The 25555-nt window shown below is 74.7% G+C and carries 7 protein-coding genes and 2 pseudogenes; 3 read left to right on the top strand and 6 right to left on the bottom strand.

The window, feature by feature from the left end; all coding sequences use genetic code 11:
* Positions 1 to 49: 49 nt before the first annotated feature.
* Both Sm713_RS31680 and Sm713_RS31675 read left to right on the top strand, forming a co-directional pair.
* Positions 50 to 697: an RNA polymerase sigma factor gene (locus tag Sm713_RS31680; RefSeq protein WP_249416820.1), complete on the top strand. Its 648-nt coding sequence runs from the start codon at positions 50 to 52 to the stop codon at positions 695 to 697.
* On the top strand, positions 694 to 1749 hold the full coding sequence (locus Sm713_RS31675) for a CU044_5270 family protein (protein WP_212913403.1): 1056 nt from the start codon (positions 694 to 696) through the stop codon (positions 1747 to 1749). Before Sm713_RS31680 ends, Sm713_RS31675 begins: the two co-directional genes overlap by 4 nt.
* Positions 1750 to 2125: 376 nt before the next feature.
* Here the strand turns inward: Sm713_RS31675 and Sm713_RS40900 are convergent, their stop codons facing one another.
* The 3 genes and pseudogenes from Sm713_RS40900 to Sm713_RS31660 all read right to left on the bottom strand — a co-directional run bounded on the left by Sm713_RS40900 (position 2126) and on the right by Sm713_RS31660 (position 5222).
* Positions 2126 to 4192 (bottom strand): dipeptide ABC transporter ATP-binding protein, encoded by a 2067-nt coding sequence (locus Sm713_RS40900; protein WP_374196096.1) that lies wholly within the window; start codon positions 4190 to 4192, stop codon positions 2126 to 2128.
* 98 nt (positions 4193 to 4290) lie between these two features.
* Positions 4291 to 4887, bottom strand: a pseudogene (locus Sm713_RS40895) (ABC transporter substrate-binding protein); the annotation flags it as partial.
* The gene (locus Sm713_RS31660; RefSeq protein WP_212913402.1) at positions 4842 to 5222 is read right to left on the bottom strand and encodes a hypothetical protein; all 381 of its coding nucleotides are present in this window, start codon (positions 5220 to 5222) and stop codon (positions 4842 to 4844) included. The pseudogene Sm713_RS40895 and the gene Sm713_RS31660, both read right to left, overlap by 46 nt.
* A gap of 274 nt (positions 5223 to 5496) precedes the next feature.
* Between Sm713_RS31660 and Sm713_RS31655 the strand changes: the two genes are divergently transcribed.
* On the top strand, positions 5497 to 6162 hold the full coding sequence (locus Sm713_RS31655) for a TetR/AcrR family transcriptional regulator (protein WP_212913401.1): 666 nt from the start codon (positions 5497 to 5499) through the stop codon (positions 6160 to 6162).
* Here Sm713_RS31655 and Sm713_RS31650 read toward each other — a convergent pair.
* The 3 genes and pseudogenes from Sm713_RS31650 to Sm713_RS31640 form a co-directional block, all read right to left on the bottom strand.
* Positions 6143 to 6883 (bottom strand): thioesterase II family protein, encoded by a 741-nt coding sequence (locus Sm713_RS31650; protein WP_212913400.1) that lies wholly within the window; start codon positions 6881 to 6883, stop codon positions 6143 to 6145. The two genes, Sm713_RS31655 and Sm713_RS31650, sit on opposite strands and share 20 nt — an antisense overlap.
* Before the next feature lie 172 nt (positions 6884 to 7055).
* A complete protein-coding gene (locus Sm713_RS31645) occupies positions 7056 to 14111 on the bottom strand; it encodes a type I polyketide synthase (RefSeq protein WP_212913399.1) in 7056 nt (2351 codons plus the stop codon).
* A gap of 29 nt (positions 14112 to 14140) precedes the next feature.
* Positions 14141 to 25357 (bottom strand): annotated as a pseudogene (locus Sm713_RS31640) (SDR family NAD(P)-dependent oxidoreductase); the annotation flags it as partial.
* Between the last annotated feature and the right edge of the window lie 198 nt (positions 25358 to 25555).

The raw sequence follows: 25555 nt of genomic DNA, 5'->3' as shown, positions 1-25555 counted from the left end.
GTGGCGCGTGCCACAGGAACCGGGGCCGGGGCGGCGGAGCGTAAAGAGTGTGAGCGATACAGAACCAGCGGAATCGTTGCGTGCGCGCATACGGGCGGGGGACCGTGCGGCGTTCGCCGAGCTGTACGACCAGAACGCGCGGGCCGTCTACAACCATGCCCTGCGGCTGACCGGCAACTGGTCGGACGCCGAGGAGGCGATGTCCGAGACCTTCCTCGCCGCCTGGCGCACCCGGGAATCGGTGGAGCCGGAGGGCGGCTCGCTCAAGCCGTGGTTGCTCGGCATCGCCACGCACAAGGCGCACAACGCCAACCGTGGTCTGCGCCGACGGCTCGCCTTCCTGGCGCGCAGCCCAGAACCCCGTCCGGTCGAGGACTTCGCGGACGAGACGGCAGCCCGGATCGACGACGCCCGCCGCCTCATGGTGGTTCACGAGGCCCTGCGCCACCTGCGAAGCCAGGACCGGGAGGTGCTCGCCCTGTGCGTGGCGTCCGGGCTGGACTACCAGCAGGCCGCCGAGGCCCTCGGCATCCCGGTCGGCACCGTGCGGTCGCGGCTCTCGCGCGCCCGGGCGCGACTGGCCCGGCTCAGCTCCGGCCGGCTTCCGGGCCCGAAAGGGGAACCGCCGGGCGCCCGCGGAGCGATGGAGAGTGAGGCCGCGTTCGCGGCCCTGTTCCTGCAGGAGGAAACCCGATGAACGCCGACAACCCGCCTCGCGCCCGGTCCACCCGGAGTGAGGCCGAGGAACTGCTGGGATCGGCCGAATGGGACCTCTCGCCGAGCCGTCACCTCCGTCACAAGGAAACCCTGATGCAGCAGATCGACCGCGACCACACCCTCTCCGCCCGGACACCCCCGGCACGGCGCCGGCGCCGGCTCCCGCGCCCGGTCGTGGTGTTGCCGGCCGTGTCGATGGCCCTGGCCGGGGCTCTGGTCATCACCTTCTCCGGCGGGCACGGCTCCGCCCCGGCAGCCGGATCCACCACCCCACCCGCCAGGGTGACCAGCGCCTCCGTCACTCTCGACCGGATCGCCGCCGCCGCCATGGAGACCGGCGCGACACCGGTGGACGACGGCCAGTTCGTGTACGTCGAGAGCCTGCTCCGGGAGAACACGGGGGACTTCGACGGCCCGGTGCGGCTCGGCGCCCCGCACAAGCAGGAGGTGTGGACCGCGCAGAGCCAGGGCTCCGTCACCAGGACCGGCTGGATTCGTGAAACCGGCAAGGACGCCATCATGCCCGGTGAACAGCTGCCCATCGAGTCCAGCCACCCCGTCCGAGCGGGCATCGACCACCCCACCTACACGTGGCTGGCCTCGCTGCCCACCGACCCCGGGGCCCTGCTCAAGCTGCTCTACGCCCAGACCAGGGTGGAGAAGGGCGATTCGAGGGACCAGGCCGTCTTCGGGACGGTCGGCGATCTGCTGCGCTCGACGATCATGCCGCCCGAGACCGCGTCCGCTCTCTACAAGGCCGTCGAGGGGATTCCCGGTGTGACCCAGCTCCCCGACGCCGTCGACGCCGCCGGCCGGCACGGCATCGGCATCACCCGCGAGGACGCCGGGTCCGCGACCCGGGACGTGTGGATCTTCGACAAGCACACGCTCGCCTATCTCGGCTCCCGGTCGTACATCACGAAGGACAAGGCCGAAGGCGGCACGACCGACACGCTCTACGGTATCGACGCCGTCGTGGAGCGCGCGGTCGTCGACCGTCCTGGCGAGGAACCCGCCAGGACCTCCGGCTGACCCCGGCTCCACGGACCGGGTCACGCGCAGGGGGCCGCAACAGCGCCAGGTGCGGGCGGGGCCGGGCACACGCCCTGGTCCTCATCGGCGCCAGGTGCGGGCGCGGCCAGGCACACGCCCTGGTCCTCATCGGCGCCAGGTGCGGGCGCGGCCAGGCACACGCCCTGGTCCTCATCGGCGCCAGGTGCGGGCGCGGCCAGGCACACGCCCTGGTCCTCATCGGCGCCAGGTGCGGGCGCGGCCAGGCACACGCCCTGGTCCTCATCGGCGCCAGGTGCGGGCGCGGCCAGGCACACGCACGGCGCCCGGTGGGGCGCGGTGAGCCGGCGGCACGCGAAGCCGGCGCCGCGCCCTGGCCGCCCACACGCCCGGGGGCTCACCCGCTCACCCGCTCCCGCTCACCCCTGCCCGCCGACAGCTCGCCCGGGAAGTGGCAGGCAGCCCGGTGCGCGCCCGGGGCGTCCGCGTCGCCGCCGCCCGCCAGGCCGGGGTCGGCCTCCGCGCAGATCCGGCGCTCCGGGTGCGTCAGCGGCCCGATGGGGCAACGGGTCCTGAAACGGCAGCCGCCCGGCGGGTCCTTCGGGCTGGGCAGGTCGCCGCGGAGCACGATGCGCTCGCCCCGCCGGCCACCCGGCTCGGGCGCCGGGGAGGAGGACAGCAGCGCGGCGGTGTACGGGTGCAGCGGAGCGGAGTACACGGCGTCGGCGGGGCCGCTCTCCACGATCCGGCCCAGGTACATCACGGCCACCCGGTCGCTGAGGTGCCGCACGGCTGCCAGGTCGTGCGCGATGAACAGGTAGGACAGGCCAAGCTCGGTGCGGAGCGCGGCCAGCAGGTTGATGATCTGCGCCTGGATGGAGACGTCGAGGGCGGACACGGGCTCGTCGCAGACGATCAGTTCGGGCTCCGCCGCCAGCGCCCGCGCCAGGCCGACGCGCTGCCGCTGTCCGCCGGAGAAGGCACCCGGGCGGCGGTCCAGGTGGTGGGCCGCGAGGCCGACCGTCTCCAGCAGCTCCACCATCCGCTCCTCGGGCGCCCGGCCGCCCGCGGCGTGCGCCACGTCAAGCGCTTCGCCCAGCGACTGGCGCACCGTGCGGCGCGGGTTGAGGGAGCCGTAGGGGTCCTGGAAGACGTACTGCACGGTCCGGCCGCGCCGCCGGGTCCCGCCCCGTGGGCTGATGCGTACCTCGCCCTCGGTGACGGGGGCTGCGCCGACGAGGGCGCGGGCGAGCGTGGACTTGCCGCAGCCCGACTCGGCGACGAGTCCCATGGTCTCGCCGCGGGCGATCGTCAGGTCGACCCCGTCGACGGCCCACACCGGTCGCCCGCGCCGGCCCAGCAGGCCCCCGCGCGAGGTGACGTCCACCCGCAGCCCTCTGACGTCCAGCACGGGCGACCGGTGTTCGGTGATGTCCGGCGCCCGGCCGCCCGCCATGGCGGGACCCGCCTCGCCGCCGCGCGCCACCGGGCCGCTCCCCACGGGGCCGCTCGCCGCCGGTTCTGCCCGCACCGGGCCGCGGCGGTCGGCCACCGCTCCGTCACCCGCCGATGCGGCACCGGCCGGAGAACCCTCCGCCGCGATGCCGGCCGTCGCGATGCCGTCCGCCCGGGAGCCCTCCCCCACCGCCCCGTCCCCTCCGGAGCCGCCCCCGTCCTGCACGACCCCGCATGCCACCGAGCGTTCCCCGGAGCCCAGCGGCAGCAGCGCGGGCACCGCACGGGCGCAGCGGTCCTCCGCCAGCGTGCAGCGGGGCCGGAAGGCGCAGCCCGACGGGAGGTCCGACGGGTCCGGAGGACTGCCGGGAATGGCGGGCAGCCGGGCGCCGCGGGCCCCGTCCAGGCGGGGCGCGGCGCGCAACAGGGCGGCGGTGTAGGGGTGTGCGGGATCCCGGAGGACCGTGCCGACCGGGCCGCGCTCGACGACCCCGCCCGCGTACATCACCATCACCTCGTCGCAGAGCTCGGCCACCACCCCCAGGTCGTGCGTGATCATGAGGATGGAGACGCCGAAGTGGTCGCGGAGCCTTACCAGCAGGCCGAGGATCTCGGCCTGGACCGTCACGTCGAGCGCGGTGGTCGGCTCGTCGGCGATCAGGACGTCCGGGTTGTTGGCGAGGGCCATCGCGACGACGACGCGCTGGCGCATGCCGCCGGAGAACTGGTGCGGATAGTCCTTCATCCGCCGCTCCGCGTCGGGGATGCCGAGCCACTCCAGCAGTTCACGGGCACGGCCGCGGGCCTGCGCGCGGTGCGCCCCGTGCACCGTCAGCGCCTCGGCCACCTGGTGGCCCACGGTCAGTACCGGGTTGAGCGTCGACTGCGGGTCCTGGAAGACCATGGCCATGCGCCTGCCGCGCACGGCGCGCATCGCGGACTCGGGCAGGGCCAGCAGGTCGGTCCCGGTGAGCAGGGCACGGCCCGCGACCCGGCCGGGCTCGCGCACCAGCCGGGCAGGCCGGGTTCCTGGCCGCCCCACCACAGGTCGGTCGCCGTCCCCTGCCCGGCGAGCACCTGGGCCAGCAGGCGGTCGCGGTCGATGGCGAGGCCGACGGCCTGCCGCACCCGCCGGTCGTCGAAGGGCGCCTGGGTCACGTCGAGTCCGAGCGGCATCAGGATGCCGCCCTTGGTGTCGACGGCGCGGTAGCGGCGGTCGCCGCGCAGCGCCTCGATGTCCAGCGCCGCGAGCCCCTGCGCGATATGGGCGCGGCCGCTGCGCAGCGCGGAGAGCAGCGCCGTCGGGTCGGTGATCACGGGGATCTCGACGCGGTCGATGTAGGGGCGCCCGGGCTCCCGGTAGTGCGGGTTCCGCTCCAGGCTGAGCTGGACGCCGGGCCGCCACCGCCCCCAGCGGAACGGGCCGGTGCCGATCACCCGGGAGCCGTCCCGCAGGCCGTCGGCGCCCTCCCGGTCCACGATCGGCGTCATCTCGAAGACGTCGAAGAGCGCGGCCCCCAGCGGTTTCGCGAGGGTGATGGCGACCTCAAGTGGCCCTGACGCGGTGATACGGGTGAACTGCGCGGCCAGCGAGGCCAGTTGCGAGGCGTTCGCGGGCTTGGACACCTGCTGGAGGCTGTGGACGACGTCCTCGGCGGTCATCGGGCGTCCCGAGTGGAAGCGGACGTCGTCGCGGAGCCGCAGCGTGATCCGGGTGCCGTCCCCGGAGAGCTGCCACGTCCTGGCGAGCAGCGGGCGGGGGTGCGGTCGTCGTCCAGCTCGGTGAGGGTGTCGAAGACCAGCCGCCGCCATGCGGTGTTGCCGTCCCGCGTCGCGAACACCGCGCTCGGCTGGGCGTCGGACGACGCGGCGACGGTGAGGGTGCCGCCGTGCCGCGGCGGGGTGCGCGGATCCGGCACGGCGTCCAGGACGGCGGACCGGCAGCCGCCGGTGAGCAGCGCCAGACCGGCCGTGGCACCCGCGGCGAGGACGCCCCGGCGAGCGGGCGGTGCGGAGGGGAACCCGGAACCTGCTGCCATGCGTGCCTCCAGCCCCCGTCGGGCCGGTGCGCCGCCGGGGGTCGCGGGGAATCGTGCGAAGCGGGCGGGCTCGCCCCAGGCTTGGCGGACGGGGCGGTCCTGCCGCGATCCGAGACCCTACAGAAACTACCTGTTACTCGGTAGGTTCCCGCGAGAGAAATTACCGAGTGCTCGGTAGATAATCCAGGGGCGGTTCAGGAGCAGGTGACGGCCGGGAGAATGACGGCACACAGGTGAGGCGATCGCCCCGCCGCGGACCGACGGAGAGACGGGTATGACCAGCAGCAGCACGCCGAGGACCACGCCCAAGGGCGCGGAGCGTCGGCGGCGCATCGTCGAGGAGGCCACCCGCGTCTTCGCCCGGAACGGCTACCGCGCCGGTTCCCTCGCCACCGTGGCCGCCGCCGCGGGCCTCACCCAGCAGGGCCTGCTCCACTACTTCCCGACGAAGGAGGACCTCCTGGTCGCCGTCCTCCAGCACCGCGACGAGCGCACCGAGGAGCAACTCGGCACCCAGGGCTCGGACGTGACCCCGGACTCCTTCGTGCAGACCCTGCGGCACAACGCCCGCGAGCCCGAGTTCCCCCGCCTCTTCGCGGTGCTGGCCGCCGAGAGCACCAGCGTGGAGCACCCCACCCACGAGTGGTTCGTGGACCGCTACGAGAACCTGGTGACACAACTCGCCGCCGCCCTGGAGGAGGAGCAGGCGGCCGGGGCGCCGTCCGCCCAGGTCGACCCGCGTACCGCCGCCCGGGTCCTGGTGGCCCTCGCCGACGGCCTGCGACTGCAACGGCTGCTCAGCGAGGAGGACTTCGACCACGCCGAGATCGTCGGCCTGGTCCTCTCCTGGCTGCGCACGGGCCACGTCCTGGCGGACGACGGCGGGGTTCCGGCGGGGGGCGAGGGCGGGCAGGGCGGGCTCAGGCGCACTGCTCCCTGAGCAGGGCCGCCACCTCGTCGGCCCTGCCGACGAGGTAGAAGTGGGCGCCGTCGAAGACCCGCAGTTCGAAGTCCCCCACCGTGTACGCGGCCCACCTGCGGGCCGCTTCGACGGTCACCCTCGGGTCCCTGTCCCCGGTCAGGGCCATCACCGGCGCCGCGAGGGGCGGCCCGGGGCGGTACGTGTACGTCTCCAGCGCCTTGTAGTCGCTGCGCACCGGCGGCAGCACGAGCCTGAGCAACTCGTCGTCCGGGACCGGGAGCTCGGTGCCCGCCAGTTCCTTCACGGCCTTGGCGAGCGCGTCGTCGGCGAGCAGGTGCACCTGCTCGCCGCGCAGGTCGGCGGGCACCCTGCGGCCCGAGACGAAGAGCTTGTGCGGCACCACCCCGCCCGCCTCCAGCCGCCGGGCCACCTCGAAGGCGAGCAGCGCCCCGAGGCTGTGGCCGAACAGCGCCAGGGGGCGGTCCGTCCACGGTGCCAGTTCCGCGGCGACCGTGTCCGCCAGGGTCTCCAGGTCGTCCACCAGGGCTTCGTGGCGCCGGTCCTGCCGGCCCGGGTACTGCACGGCGAGCACGTCCACCGCCGGCGAGAGGGCGCGCGAGGTCGGGAAGAAGAAGCTCGCGGAGCCCCCGGCGTGCGGGAGGAGCACCAGGCGCCGCCGGGCCTCCGGTGCCGGGTGGAAACGCCGGATCCACGGGCTGGACGGGGCGTCGGAGTGCATGCGCTGGCCTTTCGCGGGAGGCGGGAGGGGTACGTTCCGGTTGCTGGGTGCCGTACGGGGTGGTAAGGGGCGGGGGTTCGTCCGGGGCGCGCGGGGAGGCCTGGGGCCTGTTAGCAGTCGGTGCCGGTTCCTCCCGCGGGCCCCTCCCGTCGCCGGGAAGGGCCCGCGGGGGTCATGCGGACGGCGGGCGCTCGAAGTACCCGACGCGGGTGAAGAAGTCGACGTGCTTGCGGAACAGTTCGCGGTCCGCGGGCGGGCATTCTATGCCGCTGCCGGCCAGGGCGTCCGCCGTCTCCGCGTCGTCGACGGGCGGGTAGAACGAGTCGGGGCGCTCCGCCATCACCTCGAACGCGTCGAGCAGCGGCAGCAGCGCGTTGTCGGGGTCGCCCGACACCAGGTCGCGCCAGGTGTCCCGGTCCCGCTCGGGCAGCGGGTGCCCGGCGGCCCGCAGCTCGTCGATCATCTCACCGAGGGTCAGGCCGCTGTGGTTGCAGACGTGGAACGTGCCCCCGGCCGAGGCGGCCTGCCGGGAGATGTGCAGGACGGCCGCACTGGTGTAGCCGACCGGCATCAGGCGGAAGGTGACGGGGATGTCGCCGGGCACGGCGCCGGCCTCCAGCATGCCCTTCAGGCTGAGCCAGACGAAATCGCGGGCCTGGCAGGCGCCCGTCTCGGCGTCGCCCGCGATCAGGTCGATCCGGTAGACGGACACCGGCAGGCCGCGCTCCCGGGCCCGCTCGATGACCTGCTCGGCCACCCACTTGCTCTGGGTGTAGCCGGTGGGCAGCGTGTCGCCGGGCCCGGTCGGGTCCGTGGTGCGCAGCGGCGCCCCGCCGGTGTCCCGGCCCACGTACACGCCCAGGGTCGACACGTAGTGGACGGGCACGGTGCGGTGCCGGGCCGCGAGGCGCAGGATCTCCTGGGTGCCGCCGACGTTGGCCGCCCGCACCGTCGCGTACGGCTGGACCCAGTTGACGGCGGCCCCCGCGTGGTACACCGCGTCGACCGTCCTGGCCAGGGTGTCGAACTGCTCGGCCGTCAGGCCGAGGGCGGGCTCCGCGAGATCCCCGACGAGGACGGAGAGGCGGTCCTCGTCGATCTGGTCGCGGATGCCGTACCAGTCGAGGTTGGCGTGGAGCCTGGCGCGCGCGTCCGCCGCGTCGCGGCCCCGGACCAGGCAGTGCACCCGTGCCGTGGTCTGCCGCACCAGGTCGCGCAGCAGGTAGGCGCCGAGGAAGCCGGTGGCGCCGGTCAGCAGCACGTCGCCCGGGTCGGCGGCGACACGGTGCACCTCGCCGGCGGGCACGATGTCGTCGTCGAGCCGGATCTCCGCGGCGAAGTCGACCGCGGCGCCCGCGCCGTCCGGTGCCGTCCCGCGCAGCCCGGCGACCAGGAAGCCGGCGAGCTCCGCCAGGGTGGGGTGATCGAAGACCAGGGTGGTGGGCAGGCGCAGCCCGGTGAGCGCGCCGAGCCGGTTGCGGAACTCCACGCCCGTGAGGGAGTCGAAGCCCATGTCGGCGAAGCGCTGGTCGACGTCGATGGTCGCGGGGTCGCCGTGCCCGAGGACGGCACCGGCCTCCGAGCGGACCACCTTGAGCACCCGCTCGTGCTGCTCGTCCTCCGGCAGGCCCGCGAGGCCCGCGGTGAACGAGTCCACGGCCGCGCCGGAGTTGCGGGCCGCGGGACGCACGGCCACCCGCAGCAGGGAGCGCATGACCGGCGGCGCGAGCCGGGCCTGCTCGCGCAGCGCGGGCAGCGCGAGCGGCGCGGCGACGACGCCGGCCCGGTCCGAGGAGAGCGCGGCGTCCAGCATCGCGGGGCCCGTCTCGGACGGGATCGGCGGGTATCCGGCGCGGGCGATGCGTGCCATGTCGGCCTCGCTCAGCTCGCCCGTCGCGCCGCTCTGCGCCCACAGGCCCCAGGCGACCGAGGTCGCGGCGAGCCCGAGGCCGGCCCGGTACTCGGCCAGGCCGTCCAGGAAGGTGTTCGCCGCGGCGTAGCTGGACTGCCCGGCACCGCCGATGACGCCGGCGAGCGAGGAGAACAGCACGAAAGCCGAGAGGTCCAGGTCCCGGGTCAGCTCGTGCAGGTGCCAGGCCGCGTCGACCTTCGGCCGCAGCACCGCGTCCAGCCGCTCGGAGGTGACGCCGGTGATCAGCCCGTCGTCGATGATGCCCGCCGCGTGGATGACCCCCGACAGCGGCCGGTCGGCGGGGACGGCTGCCAGCACCTCGGCCAGCACGGCGCGGTCCGCCGCGTCGCAGGCGGCGACGGTGACCCGGGCGCCGAGCGCGGACAGCTCCGCCACCAGGTGGTCGGCGCCCGGGGCGTTCGGACCGCGGCGGCTGGTGAGCAGCAGGTCCGTGACGCCGTGCTCGGTCACGAGGTGGCGTGCGAAGAGCGCGCCGAGGGTGCCGGTGCCACCGGTGATCAGCACGGTTCCGCCGGGCCGCCATCGGCCCGCGGGGACCGGGGCGGGTGCGGCGGTGAGCCTGCGCAGGTGGGGCAGCAGCACCCGCCCGCCGCGGATGGCGGCCTGCGGCTCTCCGGAGCCGACGATCGCGTCCAGGGCGGCCCGGTCTCGCGGAGCGGGCTGGTCGGGCTGCGCGTCCAGGGCGGCCTGGTCGGGCCGCTCGGGCCGCTCGGGCCGCTCGGGCTGGTCGGGCTGGTCGGCCGGTGACGTTCCGCCGGCCATGTCCACCAGCACGAAACGGTCCGGGTTCTCGGACTGCGCGGAGCGGATCTGGCCCCACACGGCCGCCGCCCCGGGGTCGGTCACCGGCCGACCGCCGGCGGCCACCGCGCCCCGCGTGACCAGAACCAGCGGGAGCCCGGCCAGCCGCTCGTCGGCGAGCCAGTCCTGGGCCAGCGCGAGAACCCGCCGGGTGTGCCGGTGGGCTGCGGCCACGTGAGCGGTGCCCTCGGCGGGGCCGGGTTCTCCGGTGGCCGCGGAGGCCGCGGGCGAGTCGATGTCGTGGCAGACCGCGTCCACCGGGGTGCCGGCCTCGATCGCCTTGACGAGGTCGGCGATGTCGCCGTACCCGCCGGCGCCCAGGGTCGCCCAGCGGACGGGGGCGGGCGGCGCGTCGAGGGCAATGGGCGTCCAGCCGGTGTGGAAGAGGGCGTCGTGGCTCCTGGCACGGGCGCGGGCGAGCGCGCCGGTCGCGACCGGCGCGAGGGTGAGCGAGCGGACGGTCGCGACGGGCTGCCCCGTGCGGTCGGTCAGCAGCACCGACAGCGTGCCGTCAGCCGCGGGGACGAGCCGCGCCCGGACGGTCGTGGCGCCCGTCGCGTGCAGCTGCACCCCGGCCCAACGGGTCGCGTGCCGGGGTCCGGAGCCGGTGCCGTCTTCGGTGCCGATGCCCATGCCGGTCCCCGTACCGGTCCCGTCCCCGGTGCCGGTGCCGGTCCCGTCCCCGGTGCCGGCGAGCAGGGCCGCCTGCACGGCGCCCTCCAGCAGTGCCGGGTGCAGCCCGTAGTGTGCCGCGTCTCCGGCGGTCTGCTCGTCCAGCGACACCTCGGCGAACACCTCGGGACCGGTCGGCCCGGATGCGGTGTCCGCGGGGCCGGTGTCTCCGGATCCGGTGTCCCCGGGTCCGGCCGCTTCGGCCGCGGTCGCCCCGGTCACGCCGGTCACGCCGGTCACGCCGGTCACCGCATTCGCCCCGGTCGGAGCGTCCGCGGTCCACAGGCCCGTCAGCCCCCGCAGGCGCGGGCCGTACTCCAGGCCCGCCGCGGAGAGGTCCTCGTACCCGGCGGCGGGGTCCACGGTCGTGGCACGGGCCGGCGGCCAGGGGGTGAGCGGGGCGGTGGCGGCACGGCCGCGGAGGCTCAGCAGGCCCCTGGCGTGCTCGGTCCACTCCGCGTCGCTCTCCTCCGGCCTCGCGTGCACGGCGAAGGTGCGCCCCCGATCACCCGGCGGACCCACCCTGACCTGCACCTGCACCCCGCCCTGCGCGGGCAGCACCAGCGGTGCCCGGACGTCCAGTTCGTCCACGGTGGTGCAGCCGGCCTCGTCGGCGGCCCGCAGCGCCATGTCGACCAGCGCCGCCGAGGGCAGCACCGCGCTCCCCGCCACGGTGTGGTCGGCCAGCCACGGGTGGGTGCGCAACGACACCCGGCTGCTGAACAGGGTCTCGTCGCTGCCCGCCACGGCGACCGCCGCGCCCAGCAGGGGGTGGTCCGTCGCCGCCATGCCGAGCCCCGCGGCGTCCAGCGTGCGCGGGCCCGCGGAGAACCAGAAGCGCTCGTGCTGGAAAGCGTACGTGGGCAGCGGGACACGCCGCGCCCCGGAACCCGCGAAGGCGGCGTCCCAGTCGATGTCGACGCCGCGCACCTGGAGTTCGGCGAGGGAGGCGAGGAAGCGGTCGGCACCGCCCTCGTCGCGGCGCAGGGTGCCGGTGACCACGGCGCCGTCGCCCAGGTTCTCCTGGAGCGAGGAGGTGAGCACCGGGTGGGCGCTGACCTCGGTGAACACGCCGTGGTCCTGGGCGGCCAGGGCCCGTACGGAGCGCCCGAACTCCACCGGCTGCCGCATGTTGGCGTACCAGTAGGCGGCGTCGAGGCGCTCCGTGTCGTGCCAGTCGCCGGTCACCGTCGAGAAGAACGGCACCGAGCCCGCCCGGGGGCGGATCGGGGCGAGTGCGGCCAGCATCTCGTCCCTGACGGCCTCGACCTGCGGAGAGTGGGAGGCGAAGTCGGTGGGAAACCGCTTCGTCCGCGCGCCGTCGGCCGCGCACTCGGCGATGAACTCGCCCAGGGCGTCGCGCTCGCCGGCGACCAGCACGGACGTGGGCCCGTTCTCGACGGCGACGACGAGCCGGCCGCCCCACTTCGCAAGGCGCTCCACCACCTCGTCACGCGGCAGCGCGACGGCGCCCATGCCACCGGTGCCCTGCAGCTTCAGGGCGATGCGGCTGCGCAGCGCCACCACCCGCGCGGCGTCCGCGAGGCTCAGCCCGCCCGCGACGCAGGCGGCGGCGATCTCGCCCTGGGAGTGCCCGACGACGGCCGCGGGCCGCAGCCCGTAGGAGCGCCAGAGCGCCGCCAGGGACACGTGGACGGCGAACAGCGCGGGCTGGACGACGTCCAGGCGATCGAGCGAGGGCGAGCCCTCGGCGGCCGACAGCACGTCCTCCAGGGACCAGTCCACGTACGGCGCGAGGGCCGCCGCGCACGCGGCGATGCTGCCCGCGAACACCTCGGAGGCGGCCATCAGCTCGCTCGCCATCCCGACCCACTGGCTGCCCTGGCCGGGGAAGACGAACACGGTCTTGCCGACCTCGCGCGTGGACCCCTGCACGACGTGCTCGTCGGGCTCGCCCGCGGCCAGCGCGTCGAGGCCCGCGAGGACGCCCGCGCGGTCGCCTCCGACAACGACGGCACGGTGCTCCAGCGCGGCGCGGGTGGTGGCCAGCGAGAAGGAGAGATCCAGGAGGTCCTGGGCGGTGCCCTCCTGCCGGTCGTCCCCGGTGCCGCCGGGCTGGTCTTCCCCGGTGCCGCCGGGCTGGGTGTGCGCGGTGGCGTCAGGCTCGGTATGCGCGGAGCCGCCGCCCGGCTGGGCATGTGCGGCGGCGTCAGGCTCCTCGTGGGCGGCGGCGTCAGACCGCTGGCCTGCGACGGCGTCCTGCGAACCGGCGCGGAGGCCGGCGGCCAGGCGCGCCGCCTGCGCCGCCAGTGCCTTGGGCGATCTGGCCGACAGGAGCCACGGCAGCGCTGTGGTGGGCAGGGCCGGGGGGCGGGCCGCGGGGGCGGTGGAGCCGGTGGCCGCGGCACCCGCGGACTCGGTGGCCGTGGAGCCTGCGGGCTCGGTGACGGTCGTGCCGGCGGAGGCCGGCGGGGCCTGCTCCAGGATGACGTGGGCGTTGGTGCCGCTCGCCCCGAACGCGGACACCGCGCCGCGGCGGGGTGCTCCCGTCTCGGGCCACGGCCGGTTTTCGACGAGCAGTTCGACGTCGCCGGCCGACCAGTCGACGAGGGGGGTGGGCTCGTCCAGGTGCAGCGTCCTCGGCAGCGTGGCGTGCCGGATCGCCTGCACCATCTTCACCAGGCCGCCGACACCGGCGGCGGCCTGCGCGTGCCCGATGTTGGACTTCAGCGAGCCGACCAGCAGCGGTCTGCCCTCGGGCCGTGCCTGGCCATAGGTGGCGAGCAGGGCCTGCGCCTCGATGGGGTCGCCGAGCCGGGTGCCGGTGCCATGCGCCTCCACGGCGTCGATCTCCGCGGCGGTGAGCCCGGCGTCGGCGAGCGCCTGCCGGATGACGCGCTCCTGCGAGGGCCCGTTCGGCGCGGTGAGGCCGTTGGACGCGCCGTCCTGGTTGATGGCGCTGCCGCGGACGACCGCCAGCACCCGGTGGCCGTTGCGCCGCGCGTCGCTGAGCTTCTCCAGGACGAGCAGCCCGGCGCCCTCGGACCAGCCGATGCCGTCGGCGGCAGCGGAGAACGGCTTGCAGCGGCCGTCCACGGCGAGTCCCCGCTGCCGGGAGCCGTCGATGTAGCCGCCGGGGTGCGCGGCGATGTACGAGGCGCCCGCCAGTGCCAGGGTGGACTCGCCGGAGCGCAGCGAGTGCGCGGCCAGGTGCAGCGACACCAGCGCGGAGGAGCAGGCGGTGTCGACGGAGATCGCGGGGCCCTCGAAGCCGAGCACGTAGGAGATCCGGCCGGACGCCATGCTGCTGAGCTTGCTGGTCATCTGGTAGCCCTCGAACTCCTCGGGGCAGTCCAGGTCCAGGTAGCTCTGCTCGACGAGCCCGGCGAACACGCCCGTGCGGCTGCCCTTGAGGGAGAGCGGGTCGATGCCGGCGTGCTCCAGCGCCTCCCATGCGGTCTCCAACAGCACCCTCTGCTGGGGATCCATCGCGAGCGCCTCGCGTGGCGAGATGCCGAAGAACGCGGCGTCGAAACGGGTGGCGGAGTCCACGAAACCGGCCTGGCGGATGTAGATGCTGCCCGGCCGTGCCGGGTCCGGGTCGTAGAGGGCGTCCAGGTCCCAGCCCCGGTCGGTGGGGAAGTCGGATATCTCGTCGCTCCCCTCGACGGCCACCCGCCACAGCTCGTCGGGGGTCGACGCGCCGGGGAAGCGGCAGGACATGCCGACGATCGCGACGGGTTCCCGCGTGCTCCCCTCCAGTTCCGCGACCCGCCTGCGCGTCTTCTCCAGGTCGGCCGTGACCCATTTCAGGTACTCGACCAGCTTCTGTTCCTTGGACTGCTGCTCCCCGCTGGACATGTGCTGCCCGCTCTCCTTCCGGTGAGCCGTCATCGGCCCGGCCCGCGGCCGAGCTCGGTGTCGATGAAGTCGAAGATCTCGTCGGCCGACGCGGCGGCGAGCCGGCTCGCCGCGTCCTCGGAGCCGGACCGCGGCTCCTCCTCGGCCCCGGGCGGGGCCAGCCTGTGCAGGATCGTCCGGAGCCGTGCGCCGAGCGTGGTCCGATCCACGTCGGGCGCGTCCTCGGGCAGTTCGGTCACGGCCGCCTCCAGCCAGTCGAGCTGGGTGGCGAGCGCGGGCCGGGCCCGCGTGCTCCCCGCGTCCCGCCCGGCGGTCTCGTCGAGCAGGTACGCGATGAGCGCCGCCGGTGTCGGATGGTCGAAGACCACGGTGGCGGGCAGCCGCATGCCGGTGGCCGCACCGAGCCGGTTCCGCAGTTCCACGCCCGTGATCGAGTCGAGCCCGGCGTCCTGGAAGGCGTGCCGGAGGCTGACGGCGGCGGGGTCCCCGTGCCCGAGCACGGCGGCCAGCTCCGTGCGGACCAGGTCGCGGACGACCTGGTGCCGGGCGTCGTCGTCCAGGCCCTCCAGCCGCCGCGCCAGGGTGCCCGCGGCGTCCGCCGGGTCCGGTCCGGCCTCCACCCGGTCGAGCACGGGCCGGTGGGGCTTGACGAGGTTGCTCAGCAACGGCGGGACGCCGCCGGCGGTGTGCGTGAGGGTGGGGTCGAGCCGGGCGGCCAGCAGGACTGCGGGCGCCTCCGCCCGGTAGTCCGTGTCCGCTTCGGCCGGCCGCACGGTCGTCCGCAACGCCGCGTCGAACGCCGCGGTCACCTGTTCCGCCGTCAGCGGGCGGAATGCTGTGGGGAATGGCCCGGTCTGTGAGGCGTTCGCGGGCGCCGGGTGCCGCCACGGGCCCAGGGCGAGCGACAGGGACGGCAGGCCGAGGGCCGCGCGCTGCTCCGCTAGGGCGTCCAGGTAGGCGCCGGCCGCCGCTCGGTGGGCCTGGTCGGGCCCGGCCACCGTCCCGGCGGGGGACGAGAGCACCAGGAAGGCGGCCAGCGGGGTGTCCCGGGTCAGCTCGTGCAGGTGCCGCGCGCCGTCCGCGGCCGTCCGCAGCACATCGTCCAGACGGTCCTGATCGAGGTCCCGCGCGCTGCCGCCGTCCCCGAGGGGTGCGGCGTGCACGACGGCGGTGAGCGGCCGCTCCGCGGGCACCTCGGCCAGCACGGCGGCGAGCGCGTCGCGGTCGCCGGGGTCGCAGTCGGCGAACGTCACGCCGATGCCCTGCGCCGCGAGTTCGGCGGCCGTCACGTCCGCTTCCTGCCCACGTCCGCTCTCGGGGCCGGCGAACAGCAGGTGCCGGGCCCCGTGCCGGGCCGCCAGGTGCCGTCCGAGGAGGCCGGCGAGGGCCCCGCCGCCGGTCACCAGGACCGTGCCGCCGGAGTCGAGAGCGGGTTCGGGGGCGTGTACGGGGACGGTGGTGAACGGTGCGGATGCCGCGGCCCGTGCCGCGGACGGGGTGCTCGGGCGCCCACCGGAGATCCGTGTCAGGCGCGGTACGAGGAGCCGGCCGTGCCGCACCGCGGCCTCGGGCTCGCCGGAGGCGAGGAGCGCGTCCAGCAGGGCGAGCGGCACGCCGTGGACGTCGGTGGTGCGGGAGCCTTGGTCGTGGAGGTCACCGTGGGCGCCGGCGGTGCGGGATTCGGCGTCGTGGAGGTCACCGTGGGCGCCGGCGGTGCGGGATTCGGCGTCCTGACCGTCTCCGTGGACGGCGGCGGCGCGGGATTCGGCGTCGTAACGGTCGCCGTGCCCGGGGCGGGGCTCCCCAGGTTCGGTGTCGCGTCCCCGGCCGTGGGCAGAGACGCCGTCGTGGGGCCCGGCGCCCGGCCGGTCCGGGCGGCGGCCGGGTGCCGGGGCGGCGTCGACCAGGACGATCCGGCCGGCGGCCTCAGACTGAGCGGAACGGAGCAGGCCGCGGACCGCGGCGGCGGCCAGTGCGGTGGGTGCGCCGGACCGGGCACCGGACGCGGCGCGTCCGGCATCACCCGTCGCCGCCGGGGCCGCGGTGGCGCCTCGGGTCACCACGACCAGCCGGGTGCCGGCAAGGCGTTCGTCGGCCAGCCACTCGCGCAGGAGCTGCGCCGCCCGGCGCGTCCCGTCGTGCAGCGCGCCCCCGTCGTCGTCCTCGCCCGCGGTCTCCCAGGGCACGAGGACGGCGTCGACCGGCGTACCGGACTCGACGGCCTTGCCGATGGCCGCGGGCTCGGTGTACCCGTCGGCGCCCAGTGTCGCCCAGGACACGGGCGGGGCGGCGCCGGGCACGGTGGCGGGCACCCATGCGACCCGCAGCAGCGGCTCCGCGCCGCCGCCCGCCGGGACGAACAGCTCCTCGTTGACGTCGCGGTAGGTGACGGAGTCGACGGTGGCGACCGGTCGTCCCTGGTCGTCGGTGAGCCGGAGCGCGACGGTGCGTTCGCCGGTCTCGGCCAGCACGGCCCGCAACGCGGTGGCGCCGGTGGCGTGCAGCCGCACGCCACGCCAGGTCGCGGGCACGGCCACGGCGCCCGCGCCCGCCGCGAAGGGGTGAGCGAGGAGTGCGGCGTCCAGCAGCGCCGGGTGCAGGCCGAACCGGTCGGCCTCGTGGGCGAGTTCGGCGGGCAGCCGCAGCTCGCGGACGGTGCCGTCGTCGGGTCCGCCGTCCTGCCGGTCCTCGGTGTGGGCGCCGAAGTGGCCCCGCGCGTACTCGGCCCACGGCTCCCCGTCGTGCCCGGTGTCGGGGCGTGCGTACACGGTGAGGGGGCACCGGCCGTCGGAGGCCGGAGCGCCCACCCTGACCTGGAGGTGAACGGCTCCCTGCGGTGGCAGGACGAGCGGCGCGGTCAGCGACAGCTCGTCCAGCACGGTGGCGCCCACCTCGTCACCGGCTCGTACCGCCGTGTCCACGAGGGCGGCGGCGGACAGGACAGTGTGGCCCAGCACGGTGTGCTGGGCCAGCCACGGGTGCGTGCTCGCGGAGACGAGCCCGGTGAACACCAGGTCGCCGCTGCCGCCGAGGCTGAGTGCCGTGCCCAGCAGCGGATGTCCGGTGGCACCGGGCACCGGCCCGGCGGCGGTCTCGGCCTCCGGCGCCAGCCAGTAGCTCTCGCGCCGGAAGGAGTACGTGGGCAGGGGGACGCGCCGGGCGCCGGTGGGAGCGTAGAACGCCGCCCAGTCCACCGGGACGCCGCGGCTGTGCAGTTGCCCGATGCCCTGGAGGAGGGTGTGGGGCTCGAAGCGGTCGCGGCGGAGCAGGGGCAGTGCGAGGTACGCGTCGCCCGCGTTCGTGTCCGTGTCCGTCTCCGTGTCGGATCCGGGTGCGTGGTCGAGGGTGCCCGCGGCGAGCGCGGTGAGGATGGCGTCAGGGCCGATCTCGACGAAGGTCGTGACACCGTCTGCCGCGAGGGTGTGCAGGGCTCTCGCGTAGTGGACGGGTTCGCGGACATGGCGGACCCAGTAGCCGGCATCGGTGATCTGGCCCGCCTCGGCCATGTCACCCGTCAACGCGGACACCACCGGAATCACCGGCTCCCGGTACTCCACTCCCTCGGCAGCCTGCCGGAACTCCGCCAGCATCGGCTCCATCAACGGCGAGTGGAACGCGTGCGACACCGCAAGACGGCGCACGCGCCGCCCCTGCCCCGCCAACACGCCGGCCACCTCGTCCACCACGGACGCCTCGCCGGAGACCACCACCGCACGGGGCCCGTTCACCGCCGCGATGCCCACCCCGGCGCGGCCCTCCAGCAGGGCGGTCACCTCGTCCTCGGTGGCCTCCACCGCCGCCATCGCCCCACCCGGCGGCAACTCCTGCATCAACCGACCACGAGCCGCCACCACACGGCAGGCATCCTCAAGCGACCACACCCCCGCCACGTACGCCGCGACCAGCTCACCGATCGAATGGCCCATCACCACATCCGGCCGCACTCCCCACGACTCGACGAGCCGGAACAGCGCCACCTCCACCGCGAACAGTGCGGGCTGCGTGAACCCGGTCTCGTCCAGCCCCTCCCCCGAAGCGATCACCTCACGCAACGGCCGCGACAGCAACGGGTCCAGCGCCGCGCACACCTCATCGAACGCCTCCGCGAACACCGGAAACGCCTCGTACAACTGCTCACCCATACCCGTGCGCTGGGCCCCCTGGCCGGTAAACACGAACCCCAGCCGGCCACCACGCACCACATCGCCAGCCACCACGCCGGGGCCCAGCTCGCCCCGGGCCAAGCCTTCCAACCCGGCAAGCAACTCCTCACGTGTGGCACCGACCACCGCGGCACGCCGGTCCAGAGCGGTACGCGTGGTCGCCAGCGAGAGACCCACATCCACCGGATCCACATCCGGCCGACCCGACAGGAACTCCGCCAACCGCCCCGCCTGCGCCCGCAACCCCGCCTCGTCCCGGCCCGACACCAACCACGGGACGGGCGACGGCATGCCGGCTTCGGTCGTGGGAGTGGGGGTGGCGATGGGAGTTGGGGTGGGGGTGGGGGTGGGCTCGTGGTCGCCTTGTTCGATGATGACGTGGGCGTTGGTGCCGCTGATCCCGAACGAGGACACACCGGCCCTGCGCGGCCGCCCCGACTCCGCCTCGGGCCACTGCCGCGCGTCGGTCAGCAGCCGCACCGCACCCGCATCCCAGTCGACATGCCCGGACGGCTCATCCACATGCAGCGTGCGCGGCAGCACACCGTGCCGCATCGCCTCCACCATCTTGATGATCCCGCCCACACCCGCAGCGGCCTGGGCATGACCGATGTTCGACTTCAACGAACCCAGCCACAACGGACGCCCCTCCGACCGCTCCCGGCCATACGTCGCCAGCAACGCGTTCGCCTCGATCGGATCACCCAGCGTGGTACCCGTACCATGGGCCTCGACGGCGTCGACATCGGTGGGCTGGAGGCGTGCGTTGGCCAGCGCCTGACGGATCACCCGCTCCTGCGACGGACCATTGGGAGCCGTCAGACCGTTGGACGCACCGTCCTGGTTCACCGCGGACCCGCGCAGCACCGCCAGCACCCGGTGCCCCTTGCGGCGGGCATCCGACAGCCGCTCCACCAGCAGCAGACCCACACCCTCCGACCACCCCGTACCGTCCGCCGCCGCCGAGAACGACTTGCACCGCCCATCCGGCGCGAGGCCCCGCTGCCGCGAGAACTCCACGAACGCCTGCGGGGTGGACATGACGGTGACACCGCCTGCGAGGGCCAGATCGCACTCCCCGCCGCGCAGCGCCTGCGCCGCCAGATGCAACGCCACCAGAGACGACGAGCACGCCGTGTCCACCGTCACCGCGGGGCCTTCGAGCCCGAGCGTGTAGGACACGCGGCCGGAGGCGACGCTGCCGGCGCTGCCTCCTGCCCGGTAGCCCTCCAGGTCCTGGGGGATCCGGCCGGGCCCGGAGCCGTAGTCGTGGTACATCACGCCGGTGAAGACGCCGGTGCGGGAGCCGCGCAGGGTGGCGGGCACCATTCCCGCGTTCTCCAAGGTCTCCCAGGCGGTCTGGAGCAGCAGGCGCTGCTGGGGGTCCGTCGCCAGAGCCTCACGCGGCGACATCCCGAAGAACCCCGGATCGAACTCGTCCGCCTTGTACAGGAACCCACCGTGGCGCGCGTAGGAGGTGCCGGTGTGGTCCGGGTCCGGGTCGTACAACCCCTCCAGATCCCACCCGCGGTTAGCCGGGAACTCGCCAACCGCGTCCACACCGTCGGCCACCAGCCGCCACAGGTCCTCCGGCGACGTCACACCACCCGGATAACGGCACGCCATACCCACGATCGCGATCGGCTCGCTCGACACACCGCCCACCGCCCGCACCACGTCCGCCCCGGCACGCTCACCGGACAGCTCCCCCAGCAGATGCGCCGTCAGGGCGGCAGGCGACGGGTGGTCGAAGACGAGGGTGGTGGTCAGGCGGAGTCCGGTGGCCGTGCCGAGGCGGTTGCGCAGTTCGACGGAGGTCAGGGAGTCGAAGCCCATGACCTGGAAGGGCCGGTCCGCGTCGAGGTCGTGCGGTCCGGTGTGTCCGAGGACGTCGGCGACATGGGTCCGCACGAGTTCCGCCACCGCGCGCTCCCGCTCCTCGGAGGTGAGCGCCGACAGGCGGCGGGCCAGGGGCGTGCCGGCGGCCGGTGCGGTGCCTGCGGGCCGTGCGGTGCGTCGAGCCGCGGGCACCAGGCCGCGCATCATGGGCGCGGGGTCACCGTTGCGCAGTGCGGCGGTGTCCAGGCCGGTCGCGGCGAGGACGGGTTCGTCGACGGCGTGGACGGCGTCGAAGAGACCCATCGCGTCATCCGAGGCCAGCGGGCGCAGGCCCAACCGCGACAGCCGCCGCAGATCCGCCTCCCCCAGGTGCCCCGAGGCGCCACTCGACTGCTCCCACAGGCCCCACGCCACCGACACCGCGGGCAGCCCCAGCCCACGCCGATAGGACGCCAGTCCGTCCAGGAACGCGTTACCCGCCGCGTAGTTCGCCTGCCCCGCCGTCCCCAGCAGCCCGGCCAGCGACGAATACAGAACGAACGCCGACAGATCGCTCTCACGCGTCAACTCGTGCAGATTCCACGCGGCATCCACCTTCGGCCGGAGCACACGCTCCAACCGCTCCCCCGACAACCCGGACACCACCACGTCATCCACCACACCCGCCGCATGCACCACCACACGCAACGGAGACTCCGCCGGAACCCTCGCCAGCACCTCAGCCAGAGCATCCCGATCCGCCACATCACACGCCGCGAACACGACCTCCGCACCCAACCCGGCCAGCTCCTCGCGCAACTCCACCGCACCCTCCGCCGACCCGCCCCGACGGCTCACCAGCAGCAACCTGCGCACCCCACGCCGGGTCACGAGGTGCCGCGCCAGAACCCCACCCAGCACACCCGTCGCACCCGTCACCAGCACCGTGCCCTCAGACCACGACGGCACCACACCACCCGCCGAATCCGGCACCCGCTCCGACACAGGCACCGACACCGACACCGGCACCGGCACCGGCACGGGCACGGGTGCCAGCCGAGGCACCCACAACCGCCCACCACGCACCACCACCTGCGGCTCACCCGAAGCCACCGCACGACTCAACAGAGCCTCGGAACCCTCCCCCACCACATCCACCAGCACGAACCGACCAGGATTCTCCGTCTGCGCCGACCGGACCAGGCCCCACACACCCGCATGAGCCAGATCCGACACACCCACCGGCTCACCCGACGAGCCCGCCGCCGTACCCGCCGCCGAACCCCCCACGCCCACCGCACCACGCGTCACCACCACCAACCGCGCACCGGCGAACCGCTCCCCGCCCAACCACCCCCGCACCAACCCCAACACACCAGTGACGGCGGCACGCGCGGCCGCGGGAACATCGGCGTCGGGATCGGAGGACGGGAGTACGGGCACGACCACCGTGTCCGGCAGGTCGGCCTGGGGAAGGTCGGCCAGGCCCCGGAAGACCCGTGCGCCAGGGAGCCCCAGGGAATCGTCGCCGAGCACGGCCCAGGTCTCGCCGGGGTCCGGGACCCCGGCAGCCTGGAGCTGGGTCCAGTCGACCCGCAGGAGCCGGTCGGACGTGGGGCCGACGGCGGCGCGCAGGGCGTCCCGCGACAGCGGGCGGAGGGTCAGGGTCCTGACGGCGGCCACCGGCGCACCCGTGTCGTCCGCGACGGTGAGCGCCACCGCCTCGGCACCCGTGGCGGCGATCCGCACGCGCAGAGTGGACGCGCCGGTGGCGCTGATGGCGGCGTCCGACCAGGCGAAGGGGAGCCTGCTGGGCGTGTCGCCGTCCACGATGCCGGGCAGCAGCGGGTGCAGCGCCGCGTCCAGCAGTGCCGGGTGCAGGGCGAAGCCCGTGGCCGCCGTGCGCTGCTCCTCCGGCAGGGCCACCTCCGCGTACAGGTCGCCGCCAGCGCCCTGCCACAGCCGGCCGAGTCCCTGGAACGCGGGCCCGTAGTGGTAACCGTCGTCCGCGAGACGGGCGTACGCGTCATCCAGCGGCAGTTCGGTGGCCCCGGCCGGGGGCCAGACCGTCAGGTCGTCGGGAGCGCCGTGGACGTCGGGGACGTCGGGGGCGTCGGGGGCCTCTGCGGCCTCGACCGCCAGCCATCCCGTCGCATGCGCCGTCCACGGCTGTTCGAGGCCGGTGTCCGCCTCGGTGCGGCCGTACACGTCGATCTTGCGGCGGCCATCGGGGTTCGGTGCGCCGACCACGACCTGTACCTGCACCCCGCCGCGCTCGGGGAGCACCAGGGGTGCTGAGAGGGCCAGTTCCTCCACCCGCGCGCAGCCGAGTTCCCGACCGGCCCGTACGGCCAGCTCCAGCAGGCCCGTGCCGGGGAAGACGGTCACGCCGTGCAGGGCGTGGTCCGCCAGCCACGGGTGCGCGGCGAGCGACAGGCGGCCCGTGAAGAGGGTGTCGGCGCCGTCGGCCTGGTGCACGGCCGCGCCCAGCAGCGGGTGGCCGGTCGGGGTCAGGCCCAGTCCTGCCGCGTCGGTGGCCGGGACTGCCGGGCTCAGCCAGTAGCTCTCGCGCCGGAAGGCGTACGTGGGCAGGTCGACGCGGCGCCCGCCGCCGGGGGCGTGGAACGCCGCCCAGTCCACGGGGACGCCTCTGACGTGCAGGTGGCCCAGCGCGGTGAGCAGGGTCCTCGGCTCCGGCCGGGTGGCACGGAGCGCGGGAACGGCGAGGAGGGCGTCGGGGTTCTCGACGGCGGCCGCGGTCATCGCGGTGAGGACGGCGCCCGGACCCAGTTCGAGCAGCGTGGTGACCCCGTGCTCGGCCAGGGTACGCACGGCCTCGGCGTAGCGGACGGGCTCGCGGACATGGCGGACCCAGTACTCGGCGTCCATGACCTCGCCGGGCTCGGCCAGGTCACCGGTCAGCGCCGACACCAGCGGAACCTCCGGCTCCCGGTACTCCAGCCCGGACGCCACCCGCCGGAACTCCGCGAGCATCGGCTCCATCAAGGGCGAGTGGAACGCGTGCGACACCGGCAGGCGCGACGTGCGCCGCCCCCGCTCGGACAGCGCCGCGGCCACCTCGTCGACCACGGCCTCGGAACCGGAGACGACAACCGCACGGGGCCCGTTCACCGCCGCGATGCCCACCCCGTCACGGCCCTCCAGCAGGCCGGTCACCTCGTCCTCGGTGGCCTCCACCGCCACCATCGCCCCACCGGGTGCCAACTCCTGCATCAACCCCGCACGAGCGGCCACCAACCGGCACGCGTCCTCAAGCGGCCACACCCCTGCCACGTGGGCAGCGGCCACCTCACCGATCGAATGCCCGGCTACGAAGTCCGGCCGCACGCCCCACGACTCGACGAGCCGGAACAGCGCCACCTCGAACGCGAACAACGCCGGTTGGGTGAACCCGGTCTCGTCCAGCCCCTCCCCCGAAGCGATCACCTCACGCAACGGCCGCGACAGCAACGGGTCCAGCGCCGCGCACACCTCATCGAACGCCTCCGCGAACACCGGAAACGCCTCGTACAACTGCTCACCCATACCCGTGCGCTGGGCCCCCTGGCCGGTGAACACGAAGCCCAGCCGGCCACCACGCACCACACCACCGGCCGCCACGCCGGGGCCCAGCTCGCCCCGGGCCAAGCCTTCCAACCCGGCAAGCAACTCCTCACGTGTGGCACCGACCACCGCGGCACGCCGGTCCAGAGCGGTACGCGTGGTCGCCAGCGAGAGACCCACATCCACCGGATCCACATCCGGCCGACCCGACAGGAACTCCGCCAACCGCCCCGCCTGCGCCCGCAACCCCGCCTCGTCCCGGCCCGACACCGTCCACGCGAACACGGACGGCCGCCTGACCGGATCCGCCGGTGCCTCGGAGGTCTCCTCGGCCGGTGCCTCCTCCACGATGACGTGGGCGTTGGTGCCGCCGAAGCCGAACGAGGACACGCCGGCACGCCGGGGCGCGCCGGCCTCCGGCCACTCCTGGGCCTCGGTCAGCAGCCGCACGGCACCCGTGTCCCAGTCGATGCGCTCCGACGGCTCCTCCGCGTGGAGCGTGCGTGGCAGCACACCGTGGCGCATCGCCTCCACCATCTTGATGATCCCGCCCACACCCGCAGCGGCCTGGGCGTGCCCGATGTTCGACTTCAACGACCCCAGCCACAGAGGACGCTCCTCCGACCGCCCCTGCCCGTAGGTGGCCAGCAGCGCGTTCGCCTCGATCGGGTCACCGAGCGTGGTGCCGGTGCCGTGGCCCTCCACCGCGTCCACGTCTCCCGGCCGCAGGCCGGCGTTCGCGAGCGCCTGGCGGATCACCCGCTCCTGCGACGGACCGTTCGGAGCCGTCAGACCGTTGGACGCACCGTCCTGGTTCACCGCGGACCCGCGCAGCACCGCCAGCACCTGATGACCGTTGCGGCGCGCGTCCGACAACCGCTCCACCAGCAGCAGACCCACACCCTCCGACCACCCGGTGCCGTCCGCCGCCGCTGAGAACGACTTGCACCGCCCGTCGGAAGCCAGGCCACGCAGCCGGGAGAACTCGATGAACGCCACGGGGGTGGACATGACGGTGACGCCGCCGGCGAGGGCCAGATCGCACTCCCCGCCGCGCAGCGCCTGCGCCGCCAGATGCAACGCCACCAGAGACGACGAGCACGCCGTGTCCACCGTCACCGCAGGCCCCTCAAGACCGAACGTGTAGGCCAGCCGCCCGGCGGCGATGCTGCCGGCGCTGCCGCTGAACAGGTAGCCCTCGAAACCGTCCGGCGGCAGCAGGGCACGCGATCCGTAGTCGCTGTACATCACGCCGGTGAACACCCCGGTGGAGCTGCCGCGCAGGGTGCCCGGGTCGATACCGGCCCGTTCGAACGTCTCCCAGGCGGTCTGGAGCAGCAGGCGCTGCTGCGGATCCGTCGCCAGAGCCTCACGCGGCGACATCCCGAAGAACCCCGGATCGAACTCGTCCGCCTCGTACAGGAACCCACCGTGGCGCGCGTAGGAGGTGCCGGTGTGGTCCGGGTCCGGGTCGTAGAGGCCCTCCAGGTCCCAGCCGCGGCCGGCGGGGAAGTCACCCACCGCGTCGACTCCGTCCGCAACCAGTCGCCACAGGTCCTCCGGCGACGTCACACCACCCGGATAACGGCACGCCATGCCGACGATCGCGATCGGCTCGTGCTGCTTCTCCTCGGTCTCCTGCAGGCGCCTGCGCGCGTCCCGCGCGTCGGCGATGGCCCGCTTGAGATAGTCGCGAAGCTTGGTCTCGTCAGCCACGTGCTCTCAACTCTCCGGGAGGTGTTGATGACGGATCGGGTCGTGACGGATCGGGTGGTGAGGGGTCGGGTCGTGAAGGATCGGGTCGTGACTGGCGGATCGGCTCGGCTCGGCTCGGCTTGGCTCGGCTTGGCTTGGCTCGTGAGGGCTCGGGTCGTGACGGGTGCGGTTGGCGGTGGGCGG

Source organism: Streptomyces sp. TS71-3 (assembly GCF_018327685.1).
Lineage (GTDB): Bacteria > Actinomycetota > Actinomycetes > Streptomycetales > Streptomycetaceae > Streptomyces.
The sequence above is the reverse complement of the archived record's forward strand: the minus strand, read 5'-3'. Positions and strand labels throughout refer to the sequence as shown.

Excerpts from the sequence above, each read along its gene's own strand:
- Sm713_RS31650 (WP_212913400.1), bottom strand. The coding sequence starts at position 6,883 with ATGCACTCCGACGCCCCGTCCAGCCCGTGGATCCGGCGTTTCCACCCG.
- Sm713_RS31655 (WP_212913401.1), top strand. The coding sequence starts at position 5,497 with ATGACCAGCAGCAGCACGCCGAGGACCACGCCCAAGGGCGCGGAGCGT.
- Sm713_RS31645 (WP_212913399.1), bottom strand. The coding sequence starts at position 14,111 with ATGTCCAGCGGGGAGCAGCAGTCCAAGGAACAGAAGCTGGTCGAGTAC.
- Sm713_RS31675 (WP_212913403.1), top strand. The coding sequence starts at position 694 with ATGAACGCCGACAACCCGCCTCGCGCCCGGTCCACCCGGAGTGAGGCC.
- Sm713_RS31660 (WP_212913402.1), bottom strand. The coding sequence starts at position 5,222 with ATGGCAGCAGGTTCCGGGTTCCCCTCCGCACCGCCCGCTCGCCGGGGC.